Consider the following 16,956-nt stretch of genomic DNA (forward strand, 5'->3'; position numbering starts at 1 on the left):
CCCGCCTCTTTTGTATTTTGTCGCAATTTGTTAAGGGAATTGTAAGAATTTTGTCGACCCGGAGGAAAGAACTGTCTGGTATCATCGAAGCATGACGAGAGAGGGGAGGTGTGGTATAATCATGAAAACGAGGATCGCGGCCGGACGGATTGCGCCGAGGCCGCAAATCGCCTGCGGGGGGACAAAACGAATGGAAGAGAGACTGAGCGTGCTGGTCGTGGACGACGACCGGGAGATTGTGGAATCGATCGCGATCTACCTGAGCAGGGAAAATTTGCAGATTTACAAGGCGTATGACGGCCTGCAGGCGCTCGACGTCGTGGCGGGCCACACCATCCACCTCATCTTGATGGATGTGATGATGCCCCGGCTCGACGGCATCAAGGCGATGCTGAAGCTCCGGGAGGAGCACAACATCCCCATCATCCTCGTCTCCGCAAAAAGCGAGGACACCGATAAGATCTTCGGGCTGGAGTTCGGCGCGGACGACTACATCACCAAGCCCTTCAACCCCCTTGAGCTGATCGCGCGGGTCAAAAGCCAGCTCCGCCGGTATGTGCAGCTCGGCACCGCCGCGGACGCGGGCGGCTCGTCGGAGGTGCTGTCGGTGGGCGGGCTCGCCCTCGACGTGCACCAGAAACGCCTCACCGTCGACGGCGAGGAGGTCAAGCTCACGCCGATCGAATACAAGATCATGGAGCTGCTCATGCGCAACCAGGGGCGGGTGTTCTCAATCGATGAAATCTATGAGCGGGTGTGGAACGAACCGAGCTTCGCGCCGGAAAACACCGTTGCGGTCCACATCCGCCGCATCCGTGAAAAGATCGAAATCAATCCGCGGGAACCAAAATACTTGAAGGTGGTGTGGGGCATTGGCTACAAAATCGAGAAAGCGTAGGCCGGGGCTGTGTTTCGTCCTCTTTTTCCTCAGTCTGTCGATCCTGCTGACGGCGGGGATTCTTACGCCGTTCGCGCTGGAAAACGGGGTCGCGGCGGACTACAAGGACACCGCGAGCTACCGCAGGCTGATGGGTTCCCTCATCGGGGACGCCTACGACATTGCGGACGGCAAGCGGGCGGCGGACACCCTGCTGTGGGGCGAGGACAACGTCAGCTTCGACATCTACGACGGGACCGCCCGGGAGGACTGGTCGAAAAACGCCTCGGGAAACGGGGAGCTGGTCGCCGCCGACCTGCTGGGACAGGTGGGCGCGGGACAGTATGACCATGTGGTCTATATCAACGGAATCCACATGAAGGAACGGCTCTTCACCATCGGCAGCGGCGTCCAGGAGCGCGACTACGACTCCCTCTGGCGCTCCCCCTACGCCGCGGGCTTTTCCTCCGGGGGGATTGGGGCCGATTCCCCGACGATCGCCATCGCGGTCAAGGCGCGGGACCAGATGCTCAACTACGGCCCCGTCTACAGCGAATACTACCGCTGGTTCCGCTGGATGATGGTGCTGGCCGCCGCGGGCGCCGTCGCGGGGCTCGCCCTGCTGGTGCTGCTCGGCACGCTGATCGCCCACCGCACCCTCGGCGCGGCGCACCGCGCCATCGCCTCCGCGATGGGGCGGCTGTGGATGGAGGTCAAACTTCTCCTCTCGGTCGCCGCGCTCGGTTTCGGCGGGTGGACGCTGTGGGAGACGTTCGTCTGGGAGATCGGCCCCGCGCCCGGCATCGCCGTCTTCCTGCTCTGCTTCTGGTGGTGCTGGCTCGTGCTGGCCGACCTTGCCGTCAACGGCAGGGGATTTTTCCGGAACAACATCCCCATGTCGGTCGTGCGGTTCATGAAGAGCCTCGAGAGCCCCTACGAGTTCCTCGAGCGGATGAAGACCCGGCTGGTCGTGCTGATCGGCGCGGAGCTCATCCTCCTGGTCGTGTTCGGCGTGCTGCTCCTGCTCGGGCCCGTGGGAGGCATCCTCGACATCGGCGTGCTGGCGCTCGGCGTCTTCCTGCTCGCGCGCTTTGTGCTCGAATACAACCGCAACATGGACGAGTTCTCCAAGGTGGTGGACTACACGGCGGGCATCCGCGGCGGCACGGTCCAGGGACCGCTCCTGCTGCGGGGCGACTTCGCCGGGCTGGGGGAGGACCTCAGCGACATTATGAGCGGCGTGAGCCGCGCGGTCGAGGAACAGGTGCGCAGCGAGCGGATGAAGGTCGAGCTGGTGACCAACGTCTCCCACGACCTCAAAACGCCGCTCACCTCGATCATCAACTACACGGACCTGCTCGGGCAGGAAAACCTGACTCCCGATTTTGCAAACGACTATGTGAAGATCATCGGGCAGAAGGCGGGCCGGCTCAGCCACCTCGTGCAGGACCTCTTTGAAATCTCCAAGGCGAACAGCGGCGCGATCGACCTGGAGCCCGAACGGATCGACGTGGTCGCGCTGGCCGAGCAGACGATCGCCGAGATGGACGAAAAGATGAACCTGTCCGGCGTGGAGATCAAGGCGCAGCTCGCCCCCCAGCGGCTCTTCGTCTGGGCGGACGGCAGGAAGCTCCACCGCGTCTTTGAAAACCTGCTGGGCAACGCCCTCAAATATTCCCTCGCCGGCACCCGCGTCTACGTCGTCGTGCGGCAGGCGGAGGATTCGGCGGAAATCTCCTTTAAAAATGTGGCGAGCTATGAGATGACCTTCACCGCCGACGACATCGTCGAGCGGTTCCAGCGGGGGGACGCCTCCCGCACCGGCGAGGGCAGCGGGCTCGGACTCGCGATCGCCAAGAGCTTTGTGGAGCTTTCGGGCGGCGCGCTGTCGATCGAGCTGGACGGAGACCTCTTCAAGGCCACGGTGACGCTGCCCCTCTGCCCGGCGGAGCCGGCCCCCGCCGCACCGGAGGACGGGGACGCGTCCGGCGGCCCGGAGGCGGAATATCTGGTCGCGGCGGGCGGCGTGCCGTCTGATGAACAGGCTCCTCCCGATCCCACCGATGAATAGAGAGCACCCCAAAAGCGAGGGGCCCGCGGCGCTGCCGCGGGTCCCTCGCGCGTCCGGCGCGGGCGTGGATTAAGATTCCGTTAGAGATGGGCGCGAAGGGTTCCCCCGGGCGCGCGATGTGGTATGATAGGGGCAGAAAAGAGGGGAGGGAACCGGATGTCTGGGAAAAAGCTGTTTCTCGTCGGTCTGCTCTGCGTCGCTTTGATCGCGCTCATCCTGCTGGCGCTGACCTCCGCGTACATCGCCGTGTCCTACCGGTGGCTGCTCGTCCCGCTCGGGGCCTGGGCGGCCGCGATGCTGGTCCTTCATTTCCGCAAAAAGGACGACTGAGGAAAAAGGCCGGGGCCCCGCAGGGGCTCCCGGCCTTTTTTGTCCTCACAGCTCGTCGCAGGGGATGCCGCGGACCGCGTCCTCGGTGCCCGCCTCGCAGGCGAGCTCGTAATAGCGGATTTTGTGGTTGATCTTCTCCATGTGCTTTTGGAGCAGGGAGATCTGCTGCTCGACGATCGACTTCTGCCGCCGGAACATCGCAAGCCGGTCGGCCAGCGTGGTATCCCCCTGCACGCACCAGTCGATGAACTGCCGGATGTCCCGGATGGGCATCCCCGTGCTCTTGAGGCAGGTGATGACCGACAGCCACTCGAAATCGCTCTCCTTAAAGGCGCGGAATCCCGAGGGGGAGCGGTCCACGAAGGGCAGGAGCCCCTCCTTGTCGTAATAGCGCAGCGTGTGCGCGGTCAGCCCCGCGCGCCGCGCCGCCTGCGTGATGGTACAGCTCATCTGCGGCGTCTCCTTTCACCGGAAAAAATATTTTTTTGGGGGTATTGACTTCGAGCATGCTCTAAGGTCTATAATCATACCAGAAACACCGCAGAAATGCAAGCGGCGGGCGGCGTCCCGCCCGGTTCCAAACGATCATCATAAAGGAGCGATCTCATATGAAATTCAACTACTACATTCCCACCCGCATCCTCTTCGGCAAGGGGATGCTGAACCGGCTGTCGCGGCAGGAGCTGCCCGGCAAAAAGGCGCTCATCGTCACGACGGGCGGAACCTCGGTCAAAAAGTACGGCTATCTCGCGCGGGTCGAGGAGCAGCTTGACAAGGCGGGCGCGGAGCACCTGCTCTTCGATAAGATCCTGCCCAACCCCATCAAGGACCATGTCATGGAGGGCGCGGCGCTCGCCAAAGAGAACGGCGTGGACTTCATCGTCGGGCTCGGCGGCGGCAGCGCAATCGACTCCGCCAAGGCGATCGCGGTCATGGCGGCCAACGGGGGGGACTACTGGGATTACATCACGGGCGGCACCGGCAAGGGCCTCACGCCTCCGAACGACCCGCTCCCCGTCGTCGCGATCACAACGACGGCGGGCACCGGCACCGAGGCCGACCCCTGGACGGTGACCACCAAGACCGAGACGAACGAAAAGATCGGCGGCGGATACGACAAGACCTTCCCGGTGCTGTCGATCGTAGACCCCGAGCTGATGCTGACCGTCCCGCAGAAACTGACCGCCTACCAGGGCTTCGACGCCCTCTTCCACAGCACCGAGGGGTACATCAACTGCACCGCCTACGTGCTCAGCGACCTCTACGCGCTCAAGGCGATCGAGTTGATCGGCAGGAGCCTGGCGGCGGCGGTCGCGGACGGCGGCAACCTCGAGGCGCGCGCCGACGTCGCCCTAGCCAACACGCTGGCGGGTATGGTCGAGTCGACCTCCGGCTGCATCTCCGAGCACAGCCTCGCCCACGCGATCAGCGCCTTCCACCCGGAATTTGAGCACGGCGCGGCGCTCATCTCGGTGAGCCGCGCCTACTACACCCACTGGGCGAAGGCAGGCTGCTGCGACGAGCGGATGGTCGAGATGGCAAAGGCCCTCGGCAAGCGGGACGCGAAGGAGCCGATGGACTTTGTCGCCGCGCTCGAGGCGCTCATGCGCGCCTGCGGCGTGGACGACATCAAAATGAGCGACTACGGCATGAAGCGGGAGGAGCTCGAAAAGTACGCCCGCAACGCGCGGGAGACGATGGGCGGCCTCTACGAGGTCGACCCCGCGCCCCTCTCGGACGCGGACGCGCTGAAGATTCTGGAAGAATCCTACCGGTAACGGAAAAAGGCCCCGGACAAAGTCCGGGGCCTTTTTCCGCCATTTTTTTGCGGCCGCGCGGGGCGGGAGAAATTCCCCCTTGCTTTTTTGCGGAAGATGAGATATGATATTTGCAAATCCTTCCGTTTGATCGGAACATACAGGGAGCAATGCTTGATGTCGGCAGTTTACGAGGCGGCTTTCCACTAAAACCGAATAACCCGGAACGGAGCGGGAGCGCGGGGAATGACCGGCGCTTTTGCGGCGTTCGCGCCACCTTTCGTGAATACTGTCGCGCAGCGGGCTGCGCAGCGTAGGACACGTTTGGCGTGTCCTTTTTTGCGCCCGGATTGCGCAAAGCGGCATGCCGGACGATCCCGCGGGGACAGGCTGAAAGGTTCTGTCTCCGCGGGATTTTTGCGTTTTGGCGGGGAAAGCCCGATTGGAAAGGAGCGGCCGAAAAGGCCAAACATCGGAAACCTGTATATTTCGGAGGGAACAACATTTGAATATTGAACAATATGGATTCCGCCGGGCGGACCTGCCGCAGGACGCCCAGGGAATCCCGGCGCGCATAACGGCGGTCCGCCGCGACTGCTTTGAGATCGTCTGCGACAGTGGCGCCGGCCTCGCGCGCCTGAAAGCGGGCGCGTACCGCCCGGGCGGGGAGCCCGGCCCGACGGTCGGGGATTTTGTCCTGCTCGACTGGCGGGAGGACGGTGAAAGCCGCATCCTGGAGACGCTGCCCCGCAGGACCTGGTTCTCCCGCAGGGACCCGTCCTCGTCCGGACATGGGGAACAGGCGGTGGCGGCGAACTTTGACTACGTCTTCATCCTTCAGCCGCTCGGAAGCGGGTTTCGCCCGCGCGGGCTGGAGCGGTACCTGTCGCTCGCGTGGCAGTCGGGCGCCGTCCCGGCGGTTCTGCTCACAAAGGCGGACGCCGTGGAGGACTTTACGGACCAGCTCCGCGCGGCGGAGAAGCTCGCCGCCGGGACGGGGGTCTTCGCGGTCAGCGCCCGGACGGGGCGGGGCCTCGACCAGCTCGCCGACTACCTCAAGCCGGGCAGGACGATCGTCTTCCTCGGCCCGTCGGGCGCGGGAAAGTCGACCCTTGTGAACGCGCTGGCGGGCGGGGAGGCCATGCGTACCGCCGGCGTCCGCGAAAAGGACGGTCGGGGCAGGCACACGACCACCCACCGCCAGCTGGTTCTCCTGGAAAGCGGCGTCATGGCAATCGACACGCCCGGCATGCGCGAGCTCGGGATGTGGGAGGCGGAGGTGGGGCTTTCCCACAGCTTCTCCGACGTCGAGGAGCACCTCGGGCGCTGCCGGTTCAGCGACTGCCGCCACCAGGGGGAGCCCGGGTGCGCGGTGGCGGAGGCGATCCGACTCGGCGAGCTTTCGCCCGAACGCTGGGAGTCCTACCGGAAGCTCCGGGAGGAGTCGCGGCTGTCCGGCGGCAAGGCGGATTACCTGCGCGAAAAGCAGCGGCGGCAGAAGGAACTCTCCAAAACCCTGCGGCAGTGGAAAAAGGCGGATTACCGCCATGAGCCCTGTACGGAGAGCTTCACCTGCAAGGTCTGCGGCGCGCTGGTGACGCCGGAGGACGCCGGAAGCCGCCACCGCAACCACTGTCCCTGCTGCCTGTCGAGCATCCACGTCGACAACCGCCCGGGGGACCGGGCGTCGCTCTGCGGGGGCACGATGGACCCGATCGGCGTCTGGGTGCGCAGGGACGGGGAGTGGGCCCTCATCCACCGCTGCCGGGCGTGCGGCGCGCTCAGCTCGAACCGGATCGCGGCGGATGACAATCCGACCCTTCTCATGTCGATTGCGGTGAAGCCGCTGGCGGAGCCGCCCTTCCCGCTCTGGCGGGCCGCCCCGGAAAAGCCGTAAAAAAGCCCCGGGAACAGCAAAAGCAGCCGCGTATGCGGCTGCTTTTCTGCGGTGCGGGACGCTGCCCGCTCAGTGGCATTTCGTACAGGCGGTATAGCCCATCGCCTCGGCGCTGGCCGTATTGTAGGCCACGAAGCCCGCCGCTTCGTCAAAGTCGGCGCAGTCGAGCCTGTGGTAGACGGTGGCGCCCTCCCCCTGAATGAGCGCGATATAGGTGTCGAGGAAGAGCGCCTTTTCGGCGTCCGTCTTACCGGTCACGGCGGCGGGCGCCGCCGCGGGGGCGGAGGCTTCGGCGGGGGCCGCCGGCGCGCTCTCGTAGGGGCAGACGCCGTTTGGATGCAGGTGCGCGGGGTAGCCGTGGTGGTAGTGGTAGGGGCCGAGCCCGCTGGCGTTCTTGTTGTCGCGGTGGCCGCCGGCGGAATCGGTGCGCCCCGAATGGGCGGAAACCGGCAGTGAGAGCAGCAGGATGGACAGCAGGACGCAGAGCGTTTTTTTCATGGGACAACACCTCCTGCACACATTGTAACCCCCGGAAAATACTGGGAATGTCGAATCCCGTCGAATGGCGGAGCAAAAAAAGACGGGCCGCGGTTGTGCACCCCGCCCAACGGGCCGCCCGCTGAAAAGTCAATTTTTCCAACAAATTCTCTTTTTTACCTTGACATTCCCGCGCCAATATGGTAAGGTATAATTCGTCGAGTAAAGCTCGGCTTTTGATTTTCCCTCGGTCTGATGGACATGCGGTGGTGCTGGAATCGGCAGACAGGCACGTTTGAGGGGCGTGTGCGCGAGCGTGTGGGTTCAAGTCCCATCCACCGCACCAAAAGCGATAAATCCGAACCCAACGGGTTCGGATTTATTTTTGTCCTCCGCACCAAAAGTACAAGACAAAGCGATAGCCGGCGTGAAAAGCCATTCTGCCGGAGGGTACGGCGGGTGTGAATGAAGAATACTGGAAACAAAGCACGGGGGCGGTCCGTTAAAGGGCCGCCCCCGTGCTTTTCGGGTGAATGATAACATTCAGAGGTTAAGCCAATTCCCGCTGCAATTGCTTCAGAAACACCTCGGCTATCCTTGTAAACACCTGATATTTTTTCCAAACCAAGTACAGCTTCGTTTCCAGCAGGGGCGTGAGCGGACGGAAGCACAGCTCGCTGTCGGAGCCGGTGTTGATCAGCTTATCAAAGGACAGGGCGCAGCCCATCCCTTCCCGTACCAGGATACCGGCGTTGTAGGCCAGATTAAAGGTGGCCACGATGTTGAGCCGGTCCACCTTCTCCCCGAACCACCGGGGGAAATCTTCTGTGATTCCCTGCCGGGAGCAGATCAGCGGCAGGTCAAGCAAATCCTCTATTTGGACAGCCTCCTTTCGGGCAAGGGGGCTGTCCTTTCGCATCACAAGGCCCCAGCGGTCGGCGTGGGGGACCTCCAGATAATTGTATTTTGACAGGTCCACCTCCTGGGCGAGGACCGCGAAATCCAGCAGGCCCTTGTCCAGCCGATCCGCCACGTCTTCAGTGTTGCCGCTGTAAAGGTGCAGACGGATGCGGGGATACTGCTCCCGTAAGGATTTGACGCATCGGGCCAGGTACTTGACCCCGTCGGACTCGGCGCAGCCGATGCGGATATCCCCGCCGGTGATTTCCCCCAGAGACTTAAATTCATCGGCGGTCTTATCCACCATCTCCAGGATGTCCTCCGCCCGCTTGCGCAGGAGCATCCCCTCGTCGGTCAGCCGGATGCTGTAATTGCTGCGGGCAAACAACTTTTTCCCCAGTTCCCCCTCCAAATCCTTCAGCTGCTTGGATAGGGTGGGCTGGGACACGTGGAGGCGTTCCGCCGCCCGGGTGATATTTCCTTCCCGGGCCACCTCGAGAAAATAGCGCAGGACACGAATTTCCATACCGATCCCTCCTCTTTTCAGAATAGCAGAAAGAGTTATGCTTTTCAAGAATAACTTGATATAGAAACAAAGTATTTGATATTTCTGAATTGCAGACTTATACTCAAGACAACAGGAGGCGGTACTATGGCGGAAGCGTCAGATATCCAGGGCATCCTCTATCAGAATCTGGTGGACGCGGGCTGCGGACGGGAGACGGCCGAAAGGTGCATCCTCCTATTTCAAAACGGGGAAATGTCCGAGCTGCTCCGGCTGCTCTCCTGCCATCGGAGAGCCCTGCTGGACGCGGTCCACCGGAACCAGAAACGGCTCGACTGCCTGGATTACCTCGTCTACCAAACAGAAAAGAACAGCGTCAGGAGGAATCATGATGGTTCAATTTGATTTTAACTACCCTACCCTGGAGCAGGCCGCCCAAACGGGCCGAAGCGTATGAATAGGAGGCTGCTTATGAAGAAACGGTTTTTGTTCCCGACGCTGGTGTTCTGCACGCTGAGTCTCCTGACGCTGCCGGCCTGCGCGGCGAAAAATCGCGCTGAGCCCTCAGCCCTGCCGGAGAACACCCTCGCTTCCGGTGCCACAGAGGTGTTTACGGACATGGCCGGCGAGACCGGGCGCGCGGCGGAAGCCGTGCAAATCTCTGTGGGCGGCAAGGACTTCACGGCCGTGCTGGAGGAAAACGCCTCGGCACGCGCTTTGGCGGAGCGGCTGCCGCTCACGGTGACCATGGACGAGCTGAACGGCAACGAGAAATATTACGATCTCCCGGATAGCCTTCCCACCGACCCGGAGCAGCCGGGGACCATTCAGGCCGGGGACCTGATGCTGTACGGTTCGGACTGCCTGGTGCTCTTTTACGAGAGCTTTGCCAGCTCTTACTCCTATACCCGCTTGGGGAGGATTGCCGATCCGACCGGGTTGGCCGAGGCCGTGGGCGGCGGAAAAATAGAGGTGACCTTCCGGATGCGGACACAGGAAAGCGTACCGAACTCCAATGCGGAAAATAAAATCCTGGCGGCCTATTTTTCCGCCACCGGCACGACCCGGTCCCTGGCCGAATATGCGGCCGGTTCCCTAAACGCCGACCTCTATGAAATCGTACCAGAGGTTCCCTATACCGTCGACGACTTGAACTACAACAGCGGTTCCAGCCGTGCCAACCGAGAACAATCCGATCCCTCCGCCCGCCCCGCTATTTCGGGGAACGTAGAGAATATGGAGGATTATGACATTGTGCTTCTGGGCTACCCCATCTGGCACGGTCAAGCGCCAAGGATTATCAGCACGTTTCTGGAGAGCTATGATTTTTCCGGTAAGACCATTGTGCCTTTCTGCACCTCCCACAGCAGCGGAATCGGCTCCAGTGATACGGACCTCCATGCCCTGGCGCCCGGGGCCGATTGGCGGCCGGGCAGACGGTTCCCCGGAGGGACCGGCCGGGAGGCCGTGGAGAGCTGGATCGACGGTCTGGACTTATCCCGGCCACCGACCGCTCTGGCGGGCAGCGGAGGATTCGATTTTGAGACAGGGACCGTGACGCTCAACAGCGGCTACACCATGCCCATCAACGGATTGGGAACTTACTCCTTGACCGGTGAAACCTGCGTCCGTTCCGTGTCCGCGGCGCTGGAACGGGGCGTCCGGCTCATCGACACCGCCTATATGTACCACAACGAGGCGGAGGTCGGGCGCGCGGTACGGGAGTCCGGCATCCCGAGAGAGGAAATTTTCGTCATCACCAAGCTCTACCCGAGCCAGTTTTCCAACGCGGAGGCGGCCATCGACCAGGCGCTGGAGACGATGGGGCTTGATTACATTGACATGATGCTGCTGCACCATCCGGGCGACGGGGATGTGGCCGCCTATCAGGCCATGGAAAAGGCGGTGGCAGAGGGAAAGATCCGCTCCATCGGCCTGTCAAACTGGTATGTGGAGGAGCTGGAGGAATTTCTGCCCCAGGTGAGCGTCACCCCGGCCCTGGTGCAGAACGAGATCCACCCCTACTACCAGGAAAACGACGTGATTCCCTATATTCAGAGCCTGGGCATTGTGGTGCAGGGCTGGTATCCCCTTGGAGGCAGGGGGCACACCGCCGAGCTGCTGGGCGACGGGGTCATCTCGGACATCGCCGCGGCCCACGGCAAATCGTCGGCCCAGGTCATCCTCCGCTGGAATCTCCAAAAGGGTGTGGTGGTGATCCCGGGCTCCAGCAATCCCGACCATATCCGGGAGAACACGGAGCTCTATGATTTTGAATTGACCGACGAAGAGATGGCGCGGATCAACGCCCTTGACCGGAATGAAAAGCATGATTGGTACTGACGCACCGGCCCTTTCGCCAACTACCCGCCCATTCTGAGATTGAACAGTGATTCGCGTGATGGTTAAATCAAGCAAGAAAGCGGGAGTCGCACAGGATCAAGTCCCCGCACTTGTGGCAAAGGGAACACCGGTCGCTGCGGCGGTTGGTGTTTTTGTTTTTGCCCGGCGCGCGGGGGGAACGCTGAGACTCCCCGCATAGCGGCGCCCTCCGCGGCCCGCTGAAAATCCGGACGCTCCGCGTCCGGATTTTTTGCCGTCCGCGCGGCGGCGGAAAAAACTGGGGCGGGGTGCAGGAATCCGGTTTGATTTCGACACGTAAGGGGTGTATGACTTCAAGTATAATCTCCGCCGTGGACAGACACCGCCCTTCATCGGCGGACAAATGAATGTATATTTTCCGCGCCCCGGACGAATATACAGTGGATAAGCTGTTGAAACGGCGGGGGAGAGCGGGGCGTTTTCGCTGGTTATGGGGAAACGCTCCGGTGGAAAACCCGGTGGAAAGTGTTTATAACTTTGTGTATATTCTATGAAGCGGTCGCCACAGTCACAAAACCGGGGCGGAATATCCCCGCTTTCACCGGATTTACAACCCTTTGGCCGCCGCGGACATCCACTTTCCGGCTTTACAAGGCAAATGCCGATGATGTATAATAAGCACGTCACCGTGCACCCGGCCGGGCGGCGCGGGGGCGGACGGAATACGCGGGAGGCGGCTCCCGCCGTTAGGAGTAGAGGGATGTTTGAAAAGAAACCGCCCAAGGTGATCCGAGGGCACAATCGGAATATGCTCTGGCCGGTGCTCGGCCTGCTGGCGTTCGCACTTGTTTTTTCGCTCGCCGTGGCCGGCATCTGGCAGAAGGTGGCAGCCCAGCCGGAGGAGAGCGCCCCCTCCGTGGCGGAGAGCGCCGCGCCGGAATCGGGCAGCGAACCGGAGGCGTCCTCCTCCGAGCCGGAGGAGAGCAGCGAACCGGAAGCGCCGGAGAAGCCCGCCCTTCCCGAGGGCGCGGTTCCCGAGTCGGAGCGGGTGATGGGCACCTATTTTGACGACGCGGCGTTCGTCGGGGATTCGATCACCGAGGGGATCGGCCTCTATGGGCTCATGTCCAACACGACGGTGCTCGCGGGCACCAGCGTCAACCTCGACACCGTCTACACGCGCGAGGTCGTCAAGACGGAGGAGGGGCGCATCACGATCATGGACGCGCTCGGGCAGAAGCCCTATGCCAAGCTCTATATCATGCTGGGCGGGAACGAGGCCAGGGAGGACACCGCGACCTTCATCGCCCGTTACGGCAAGCTGCTCGACGACATCAAGGCGCTCCAGCCGGACGCGCTGATCTATGTCCAGTCGATCCTTCCGGTGACGCCGGGCAACATCTACAACCTGGACAACGGCCACATCGACGCCTTCAACGCGGCGCTGCTCGAACTCAGCAGGGAGAAGGGCGTCTACTTCGTCAACGTGGCCGAGGCGCTCAAGAACGAAAAGGGTGAACTGCCCGAGGAGGCATCCCCGACCGACGGGATGCACTTCGGGCCGGAATATTACACCAAGTGGTTTGAATACCTCAAGACCCATACCGTATCATAGATAAGGAGCTGTTATCATGAAACGTATTTTAGCGGCCCTGCTCGCATCGCTGGCGGTGCTCTCGCTGGCGGCGTGCGGCGGGCAGGCGGATTCCGGAAAGCAGCCGGCGGCGGCGGACGTGGTTGCGGCGGTGGCCGGCGGCCTCGAACTCAAGGACCAGATGGTCACGGCGGACGAGACGGTCTTTTACGGCCTCTACAGTTCGCTCGACCGGGAGAAGGTCGCCGACGCGTCGATGTACATGAGCGGCACCCGCTCGACCGCCGAGGAGGTCACCGTCATCAAGGCGAAGGACGAGGCGGACGTGCAGCATGTGAAGGACGCGATCGATGTGCGCATCGAGGACCAGAAGTTCTCCTATGAGGACTACAAGCCCGAGGAGATGACCAAGATTAACGGCGCGCTCGTGCTGACCCACGGGAACTATGTCCTGCTCGTCATGGCGGACGATACCTCCGGTGTGGAAAAGGCCTTTGAAGCGCAGTTCTGACCGCCGGAAGCCCCCGGGGAAACGGACCGTTTCCCCGGGGGCTTTCCCGTGTCCCATTTTACACGATTTTGACGGTATTTCCCCGGATTTTCGGAAATCGGGCCGATTTGGACGGTTTTCGCGCGGCTAGGCGGAAGAGGGTCCGGATTGCGGGAATTTGCGCTTGCAATCGGGGAATCATGTGCTATAATGGGAAAGGCGTCAAATGGACGCTGGAAATGAAATTTGACGGATCAAACTGTTTGGAGGTGCTGATGTGAACCCTGACCCGGGAAGTACCCGCTGGTGGAAGCTCTGTGTCAAAAAACACAATATCGTCAGGGGCGCATCCCACCGTGCGTAGAAGCCCCTGAGAAAGGGGCCATTCTATGCTGAACTTCTATAAGACGGTGGACAACCGCATCCTGAAGATCGACGCGCCCGAGCCGGGCTGCTGGATTTCGGTCGTCAGCCCCACCGAAGCGGAGGTCGCCTACCTGACCGGCGACCTCGGCGTGGAGCCTGATTTTGTCCGTGCCGCGCTCGACGAGGAGGAGAGCTCGCGCATCGAGAGCGAGGAGGATCAGACCCTCGTCATCGTCGACTATCCTTCGGCGGAGGAGCAGACCGACGAGAACAAGACGCTGCTCTACACCACCCTGCCGATGGGCATCATCATCACGCGGGACTATGTCATCACCGTCTGCCTCAACGACAACCTCACGATCATGGACATGGCGGAGGGCCGCGTCAAGGGGCTGCAAACCTCCCTCAAGACCCGTTTTCTGCTGCTGACGCTGCTGCGCATCGCGGCGCGCTTCCTCATCTACCTCAAGCAGATCGACAAGCTCTCCTCCACCACCGAGAGCCGTCTGCACCAGTCGATGCGCAACAAGGAGCTCATCCAGCTGCTCGGGCTGGAAAAATCGCTCGTCTACTTCTCCACCTCCCTCAAGTCGGACGAGGTTACGCTCGAAAAAATCCTGCGCGGCCGCATCATCAAGCTCTATGAGGAGGACGAGGACCTGCTCGAGGACGTGCTGATCGAGGTCAAGCAGGCCATCGAGATGTGCAACATCTATTCGGGCATCCTCTCGGGCATGATGGACGCCTTCGCGTCGGTCATCTCAAACAACCTCAACATCGTCATGAAGGTGCTCACCGCCATCACGATCGTCATGGCCATCCCCAACATGGTGTTCAGTTTCTACGGAATGAACGTCTCGGGGCTGCCGTTCCCCGTCTGGTGGGTGCCGATCGTCATCTCGCTGATCATCGCCGCCATCGGCACCCTCATCCTCGTCAAAAAGGATATGTTCCACTGAATATCCGTCGTAAGGCAGAAAAAGAGCCGCCCTTTCGGGCGGCTCTTTTGGGTTTTCATTTACAGGCCGTGGCAGGCCTCACATTCGGTGATCGTCCCGACGATCGGGTCGGGGTCGACGCCGTTTTTGCGGTAGTAGTCGGCGAGCGCCGCCTTGACCGCCTGTTCGGCGAGCACCGAGCAGTGAATTTTGCTCGCGGGCAGGCCGTCGAGCGCCTCGACCACCGCCTGGTTGGAGAGCCCCAGGGCCTCCTCGATGGTCGAGCCCTTGATCATGTCGGTGGCCATCGAGCTGGTCGCGATCGCCGCGCCGCAGCCGAAGGTCTTGAACTTCGCGTCCTCGATGACGCCGTCCTTGATTTTGAGGTACATCTTCATGATATCGCCGCATTTGGCGTTGCCGACCTCGCCCACGCCGTCCGCGTCGGGGATTTCCCCGACGTTGTGGGGGTTGGCGAAATGCTCGAGCACCTTATCCGAATATAACATTCTGCATCCAGTCCTTTCTATGCTTAGACCTTGAAGGTTTTTTTACCGGTTTGGATATCCTCCCACAGCGGGGACATCGCGCGGGTGCGTTCCACGACCGATTTGACCGCGGCAATGATCTGCTCGACGTCGCCGGGGGTGGTCCAGTCGGTGATCGTGAGGCGCAGCGAGCCGTGCGCGACCTCGTGGCAGAGTCCCAGCGAGAGGAGCACGTGGCTCGGGTCGAGGGAGCCGGTCGTGCAGGCGGAGCCGGAGGAGGCGCACACCCCCTGCATATCGAGCCCCAGCAGGAGCGCCTCGCCCTCCGCGCCGACGAAGGAGAGGTTCGCGTTGCCCGCGAGCCGCCGTTCCCGGTCGCCGTTGAGGCGGGAGAGGGGAAGGGTGAGCAGCTCGTCGATGATGCGGTTGCGCAGCGGGGTGACCTTGGCGATCTTGGCGGGGATGTCGGCGCAGGCGATTTCCATCGCGCGGCCGAGCCCGATGATCGACGCGACGTTTTCGGTGCCGGCGCGGCGTCCGCGCTCCTGCTCGCCGCCGTCGATGAGGTTGGGCAGCAGGATGCCCTTTCTGATGTAGAGGGCGCCGACCCCCTTGGGGGCGTGGAGCTTGTGCCCGGAGAGGGAGAGCATGTCGATCTTCTGGGCCTGCACGTCGATGGGGACGTTGCCGACCGCCTGTACCGCGTCGGTGTGGAACCAGACGCCCCTTTCGCGGCAGAGTTCGCCGATCTCGGGAATCGGCAGGATGGTGCCGACCTCGTTGTTTGCGTACATAATGGTCACGAGCGCGGTGTCGGGGCGGATGGCTTCCGCCACCTGCCGCGCCGTGATGAGGCCCCGCTCGTCCACCGGCAGGTAGGTGACCTCGAAGCCCTCCTTCTCGAGCGCCGCGCAGGCGTGCAGCACCGCGTGGTGCTCGAACACCGTCGTGACGATGTGTTTTTTGCCTTTGGCGGCGAGCTTGTGCGCCGCGCCCTTGATCGCCCAGTTGTCGCTCTCCGAGCCGCAGCCGGTGAAATAGATTTCGTTCGGCTGGGCGCCGAGCGCGGCGGCGACCTTTTTGCGCGCGTCCTCGATTGCAAAGCCCGCGCTTCGCCCGAGCTCGTAGATGCTCGACGGGTTGCCGTAGCCCTCGGTGAGCCAGGGCATCATCGCCTCGAGCACCTCGGGGGAGATCTGTGTCGTCGCGGCGTTGTCCGCGTATACAAACCGTTTCATTCGATTACCACCATTCTATCCGGAAATGTGAAGGGATGTTTGATTACATCTCAATTGTATACCAATAAAGTATAATTTGCAAGGGGTTCCGCGAAAAATCACGGATTTTCCCGCACCTTTTCGATCGCGGCGACCGCGAGCGCGTCGCACCGTTCGTTTTCGGGATGCCCGTTGTGCCCGCGCACCCAGCGAAAGGTGACGTCGTGCTCCGCGAGGAGGGCGAGCAGCCGCTTCCACAGGTCGGGATTCTTGACGGGCTCGCCGGGGGCGCGCATCCAGTTTTTCTTCTGCCAGCCGTAGACCCAGCCCTTGGAGACCGCGTCAGCGACATATTTGGAATCGGTGGTGATCGTGACGGCGCAGGGCTCCTTGAGCGCCGAAAGCGCCATGATCACCGCCGTGAGCTCCATACGGTTGTTGGTGGTCTGCTTTTCGCCGCCCGAGAGCTCCTTCTCGTGCCGCCCGAACCGCAGGACCGCCCCCCAGCCGCCCGCGCCGGGATTGCCCGAGCAGGCGCCGTCGGTAAAGATTTCGACCTGTTTACGCATCCGTTCCTCCGTGCCGTAAAACTGCCGGTTTCCCGGCGATAGACACCGGAAAATATTGTAGACGATTTTGCTCTTTTTTACAAGGGGCGCGGCCGCTTTTTTGCGCACGAACGGCTGGGAAAAGTGTAAAGGAGGGAGATTTCGTCCATACTAGCGGT

16 protein-coding genes and 1 tRNA gene are annotated in these 16,956 nt (G+C 62.0%); 11 read left to right on the forward strand and 6 right to left on the reverse strand.

The genetic code is table 11. From position 1 onward, the window contains the following. Positions 1-202: 202 nt before the first annotated feature. The 3 genes from RDM88_RS01130 (at position 203) to RDM88_RS01140 (ending at position 3,278) form a co-directional block, all read left to right on the forward strand. Positions 203-898: a response regulator transcription factor gene (locus RDM88_RS01130; protein WP_308752445.1), complete on the forward strand. Its 696-nt coding sequence runs from the start codon at positions 203-205 to the stop codon at positions 896-898. Beyond that, positions 873-2,948: a HAMP domain-containing sensor histidine kinase gene (locus RDM88_RS01135; RefSeq protein WP_308752370.1), complete on the forward strand. Its 2,076-nt coding sequence runs from the start codon at positions 873-875 to the stop codon at positions 2,946-2,948. The genes RDM88_RS01130 and RDM88_RS01135 overlap by 26 nt, the downstream gene beginning before the upstream one ends. A gap of 156 nt (positions 2,949-3,104) precedes the next feature. After that, positions 3,105-3,278 carry a hypothetical protein gene (locus RDM88_RS01140; RefSeq protein ID WP_308752372.1) on the forward strand — a complete coding sequence of 58 codons (174 nt, stop codon included), beginning with the start codon at positions 3,105-3,107 and terminating at the stop codon, positions 3,276-3,278. A gap of 45 nt (positions 3,279-3,323) precedes the next feature. On the opposite strand, the gene RDM88_RS01145 is transcribed toward RDM88_RS01140, so the two are convergent. Next, positions 3,324-3,728, reverse strand: a complete 405-nt coding sequence (locus RDM88_RS01145) for a MerR family transcriptional regulator (protein ID WP_308752374.1) — start codon at positions 3,726-3,728, stop codon at positions 3,324-3,326. A gap of 158 nt (positions 3,729-3,886) precedes the next feature. Between RDM88_RS01145 and RDM88_RS01150 the strand changes: the two genes are divergently transcribed. Both RDM88_RS01150 and rsgA read left to right on the forward strand, forming a co-directional pair. Further along, the gene (locus RDM88_RS01150; protein ID WP_308752376.1) at positions 3,887-5,056 is read left to right on the forward strand and encodes an iron-containing alcohol dehydrogenase; all 1,170 of its coding nucleotides are present in this window, start codon (positions 3,887-3,889) and stop codon (positions 5,054-5,056) included. A gap of 484 nt (positions 5,057-5,540) precedes the next feature. Then, entirely contained in the window at positions 5,541-6,932 is a 1,392-nt protein-coding gene (gene rsgA / locus RDM88_RS01155) for a ribosome small subunit-dependent GTPase A (protein ID WP_308752378.1), read from the forward strand. A gap of 69 nt (positions 6,933-7,001) precedes the next feature. Here rsgA and RDM88_RS12865 read toward each other — a convergent pair whose 3' ends face one another. Next, positions 7,002-7,430, reverse strand: a complete 429-nt coding sequence (locus RDM88_RS12865; protein WP_374045395.1) for a YHYH domain-containing protein — start codon at positions 7,428-7,430, stop codon at positions 7,002-7,004. Positions 7,431-7,672: 242 nt separating this feature from the next. Between RDM88_RS12865 and RDM88_RS01165 the strand changes: the two genes are divergently transcribed. Beyond that, positions 7,673-7,755 (forward strand) — tRNA-Leu (locus RDM88_RS01165). Between the two features lie 204 nt (positions 7,756-7,959). On the opposite strand, the gene RDM88_RS01170 is transcribed toward RDM88_RS01165, so the two are convergent. After that, positions 7,960-8,835 carry a LysR family transcriptional regulator gene (locus RDM88_RS01170; RefSeq protein ID WP_308752380.1) on the reverse strand — a complete coding sequence of 292 codons (876 nt, stop codon included), beginning with the start codon at positions 8,833-8,835 and terminating at the stop codon, positions 7,960-7,962. Between the two features lie 126 nt (positions 8,836-8,961). On the opposite strand from RDM88_RS01170, the gene RDM88_RS01175 reads away from it, so the two are divergent. From RDM88_RS01175 to RDM88_RS01195, 5 genes are all read left to right on the forward strand, one after another. Then, the gene (locus RDM88_RS01175) at positions 8,962-9,219 is read left to right on the forward strand and encodes a hypothetical protein (RefSeq protein WP_308752382.1); all 258 of its coding nucleotides are present in this window, start codon (positions 8,962-8,964) and stop codon (positions 9,217-9,219) included. 66 nt (positions 9,220-9,285) lie between these two features. Next, positions 9,286-11,157, forward strand: coding sequence for a flavodoxin (locus RDM88_RS01180; RefSeq protein WP_308752384.1), 1,872 nt, complete (start codon positions 9,286-9,288; stop codon positions 11,155-11,157). 739 nt (positions 11,158-11,896) lie between these two features. After that, positions 11,897-12,751, forward strand: coding sequence for a GDSL-type esterase/lipase family protein (locus tag RDM88_RS01185; RefSeq protein WP_308752386.1), 855 nt, complete (start codon positions 11,897-11,899; stop codon positions 12,749-12,751). A gap of 16 nt (positions 12,752-12,767) precedes the next feature. Next, a complete protein-coding gene (locus tag RDM88_RS01190) occupies positions 12,768-13,241 on the forward strand; it encodes a DUF4358 domain-containing protein (protein ID WP_308752388.1) in 474 nt (157 codons plus the stop codon). 368 nt (positions 13,242-13,609) lie between these two features. Further along, on the forward strand, positions 13,610-14,545 hold the full coding sequence (locus RDM88_RS01195) for a magnesium transporter CorA family protein (protein ID WP_308752390.1): 936 nt from the start codon (positions 13,610-13,612) through the stop codon (positions 14,543-14,545). 59 nt (positions 14,546-14,604) lie between these two features. On the opposite strand, the gene nifU is transcribed toward RDM88_RS01195, so the two are convergent. From nifU to rnhA, 3 genes are all read right to left on the reverse strand, one after another. Then, complete coding sequence (gene nifU / locus RDM88_RS01200; RefSeq protein WP_308752392.1) at positions 14,605-15,033, reverse strand: Fe-S cluster assembly scaffold protein NifU; 429 nt, start codon at positions 15,031-15,033, stop codon at positions 14,605-14,607. 23 nt (positions 15,034-15,056) lie between these two features. Next, positions 15,057-16,250: a cysteine desulfurase NifS gene (nifS, locus tag RDM88_RS01205; protein ID WP_308752394.1), complete on the reverse strand. Its 1,194-nt coding sequence runs from the start codon at positions 16,248-16,250 to the stop codon at positions 15,057-15,059. Between the two features lie 98 nt (positions 16,251-16,348). Then, positions 16,349-16,798 carry a ribonuclease HI gene (gene rnhA, locus RDM88_RS01210; protein ID WP_308752396.1) on the reverse strand — a complete coding sequence of 150 codons (450 nt, stop codon included), beginning with the start codon at positions 16,796-16,798 and terminating at the stop codon, positions 16,349-16,351. Between the last annotated feature and the right edge of the window lie 158 nt (positions 16,799-16,956).

Source organism: uncultured Anaerotruncus sp. (genome assembly GCF_902490045.1).
Lineage (GTDB): Bacteria > Bacillota > Clostridia > Oscillospirales > Ruminococcaceae > Anaerotruncus.

Excerpts from the sequence above, each read along its gene's own strand:
- RDM88_RS01140 (WP_308752372.1), top strand. The coding sequence starts at position 3,105 with ATGTCTGGGAAAAAGCTGTTTCTCGTCGGTCTGCTCTGCGTCGCTTTG.
- RDM88_RS01145 (WP_308752374.1), bottom strand. The coding sequence starts at position 3,728 with ATGAGCTGTACCATCACGCAGGCGGCGCGGCGCGCGGGGCTGACCGCG.
- RDM88_RS01150 (WP_308752376.1), top strand. The coding sequence starts at position 3,887 with ATGAAATTCAACTACTACATTCCCACCCGCATCCTCTTCGGCAAGGGG.
- RDM88_RS12865 (WP_374045395.1), bottom strand. The coding sequence starts at position 7,430 with ATGAAAAAAACGCTCTGCGTCCTGCTGTCCATCCTGCTGCTCTCACTG.
- RDM88_RS01170 (WP_308752380.1), bottom strand. The coding sequence starts at position 8,835 with ATGGAAATTCGTGTCCTGCGCTATTTTCTCGAGGTGGCCCGGGAAGGA.
- RDM88_RS01175 (WP_308752382.1), top strand. The coding sequence starts at position 8,962 with ATGGCGGAAGCGTCAGATATCCAGGGCATCCTCTATCAGAATCTGGTG.
- RDM88_RS01180 (WP_308752384.1), top strand. The coding sequence starts at position 9,286 with ATGAAGAAACGGTTTTTGTTCCCGACGCTGGTGTTCTGCACGCTGAGT.
- RDM88_RS01185 (WP_308752386.1), top strand. The coding sequence starts at position 11,897 with ATGTTTGAAAAGAAACCGCCCAAGGTGATCCGAGGGCACAATCGGAAT.
- RDM88_RS01190 (WP_308752388.1), top strand. The coding sequence starts at position 12,768 with ATGAAACGTATTTTAGCGGCCCTGCTCGCATCGCTGGCGGTGCTCTCG.
- RDM88_RS01195 (WP_308752390.1), top strand. The coding sequence starts at position 13,610 with ATGCTGAACTTCTATAAGACGGTGGACAACCGCATCCTGAAGATCGAC.
- nifU (WP_308752392.1), bottom strand. The coding sequence starts at position 15,033 with ATGTTATATTCGGATAAGGTGCTCGAGCATTTCGCCAACCCCCACAAC.
- nifS (WP_308752394.1), bottom strand. The coding sequence starts at position 16,250 with ATGAAACGGTTTGTATACGCGGACAACGCCGCGACGACACAGATCTCC.
- rnhA (WP_308752396.1), bottom strand. The coding sequence starts at position 16,798 with ATGCGTAAACAGGTCGAAATCTTTACCGACGGCGCCTGCTCGGGCAAT.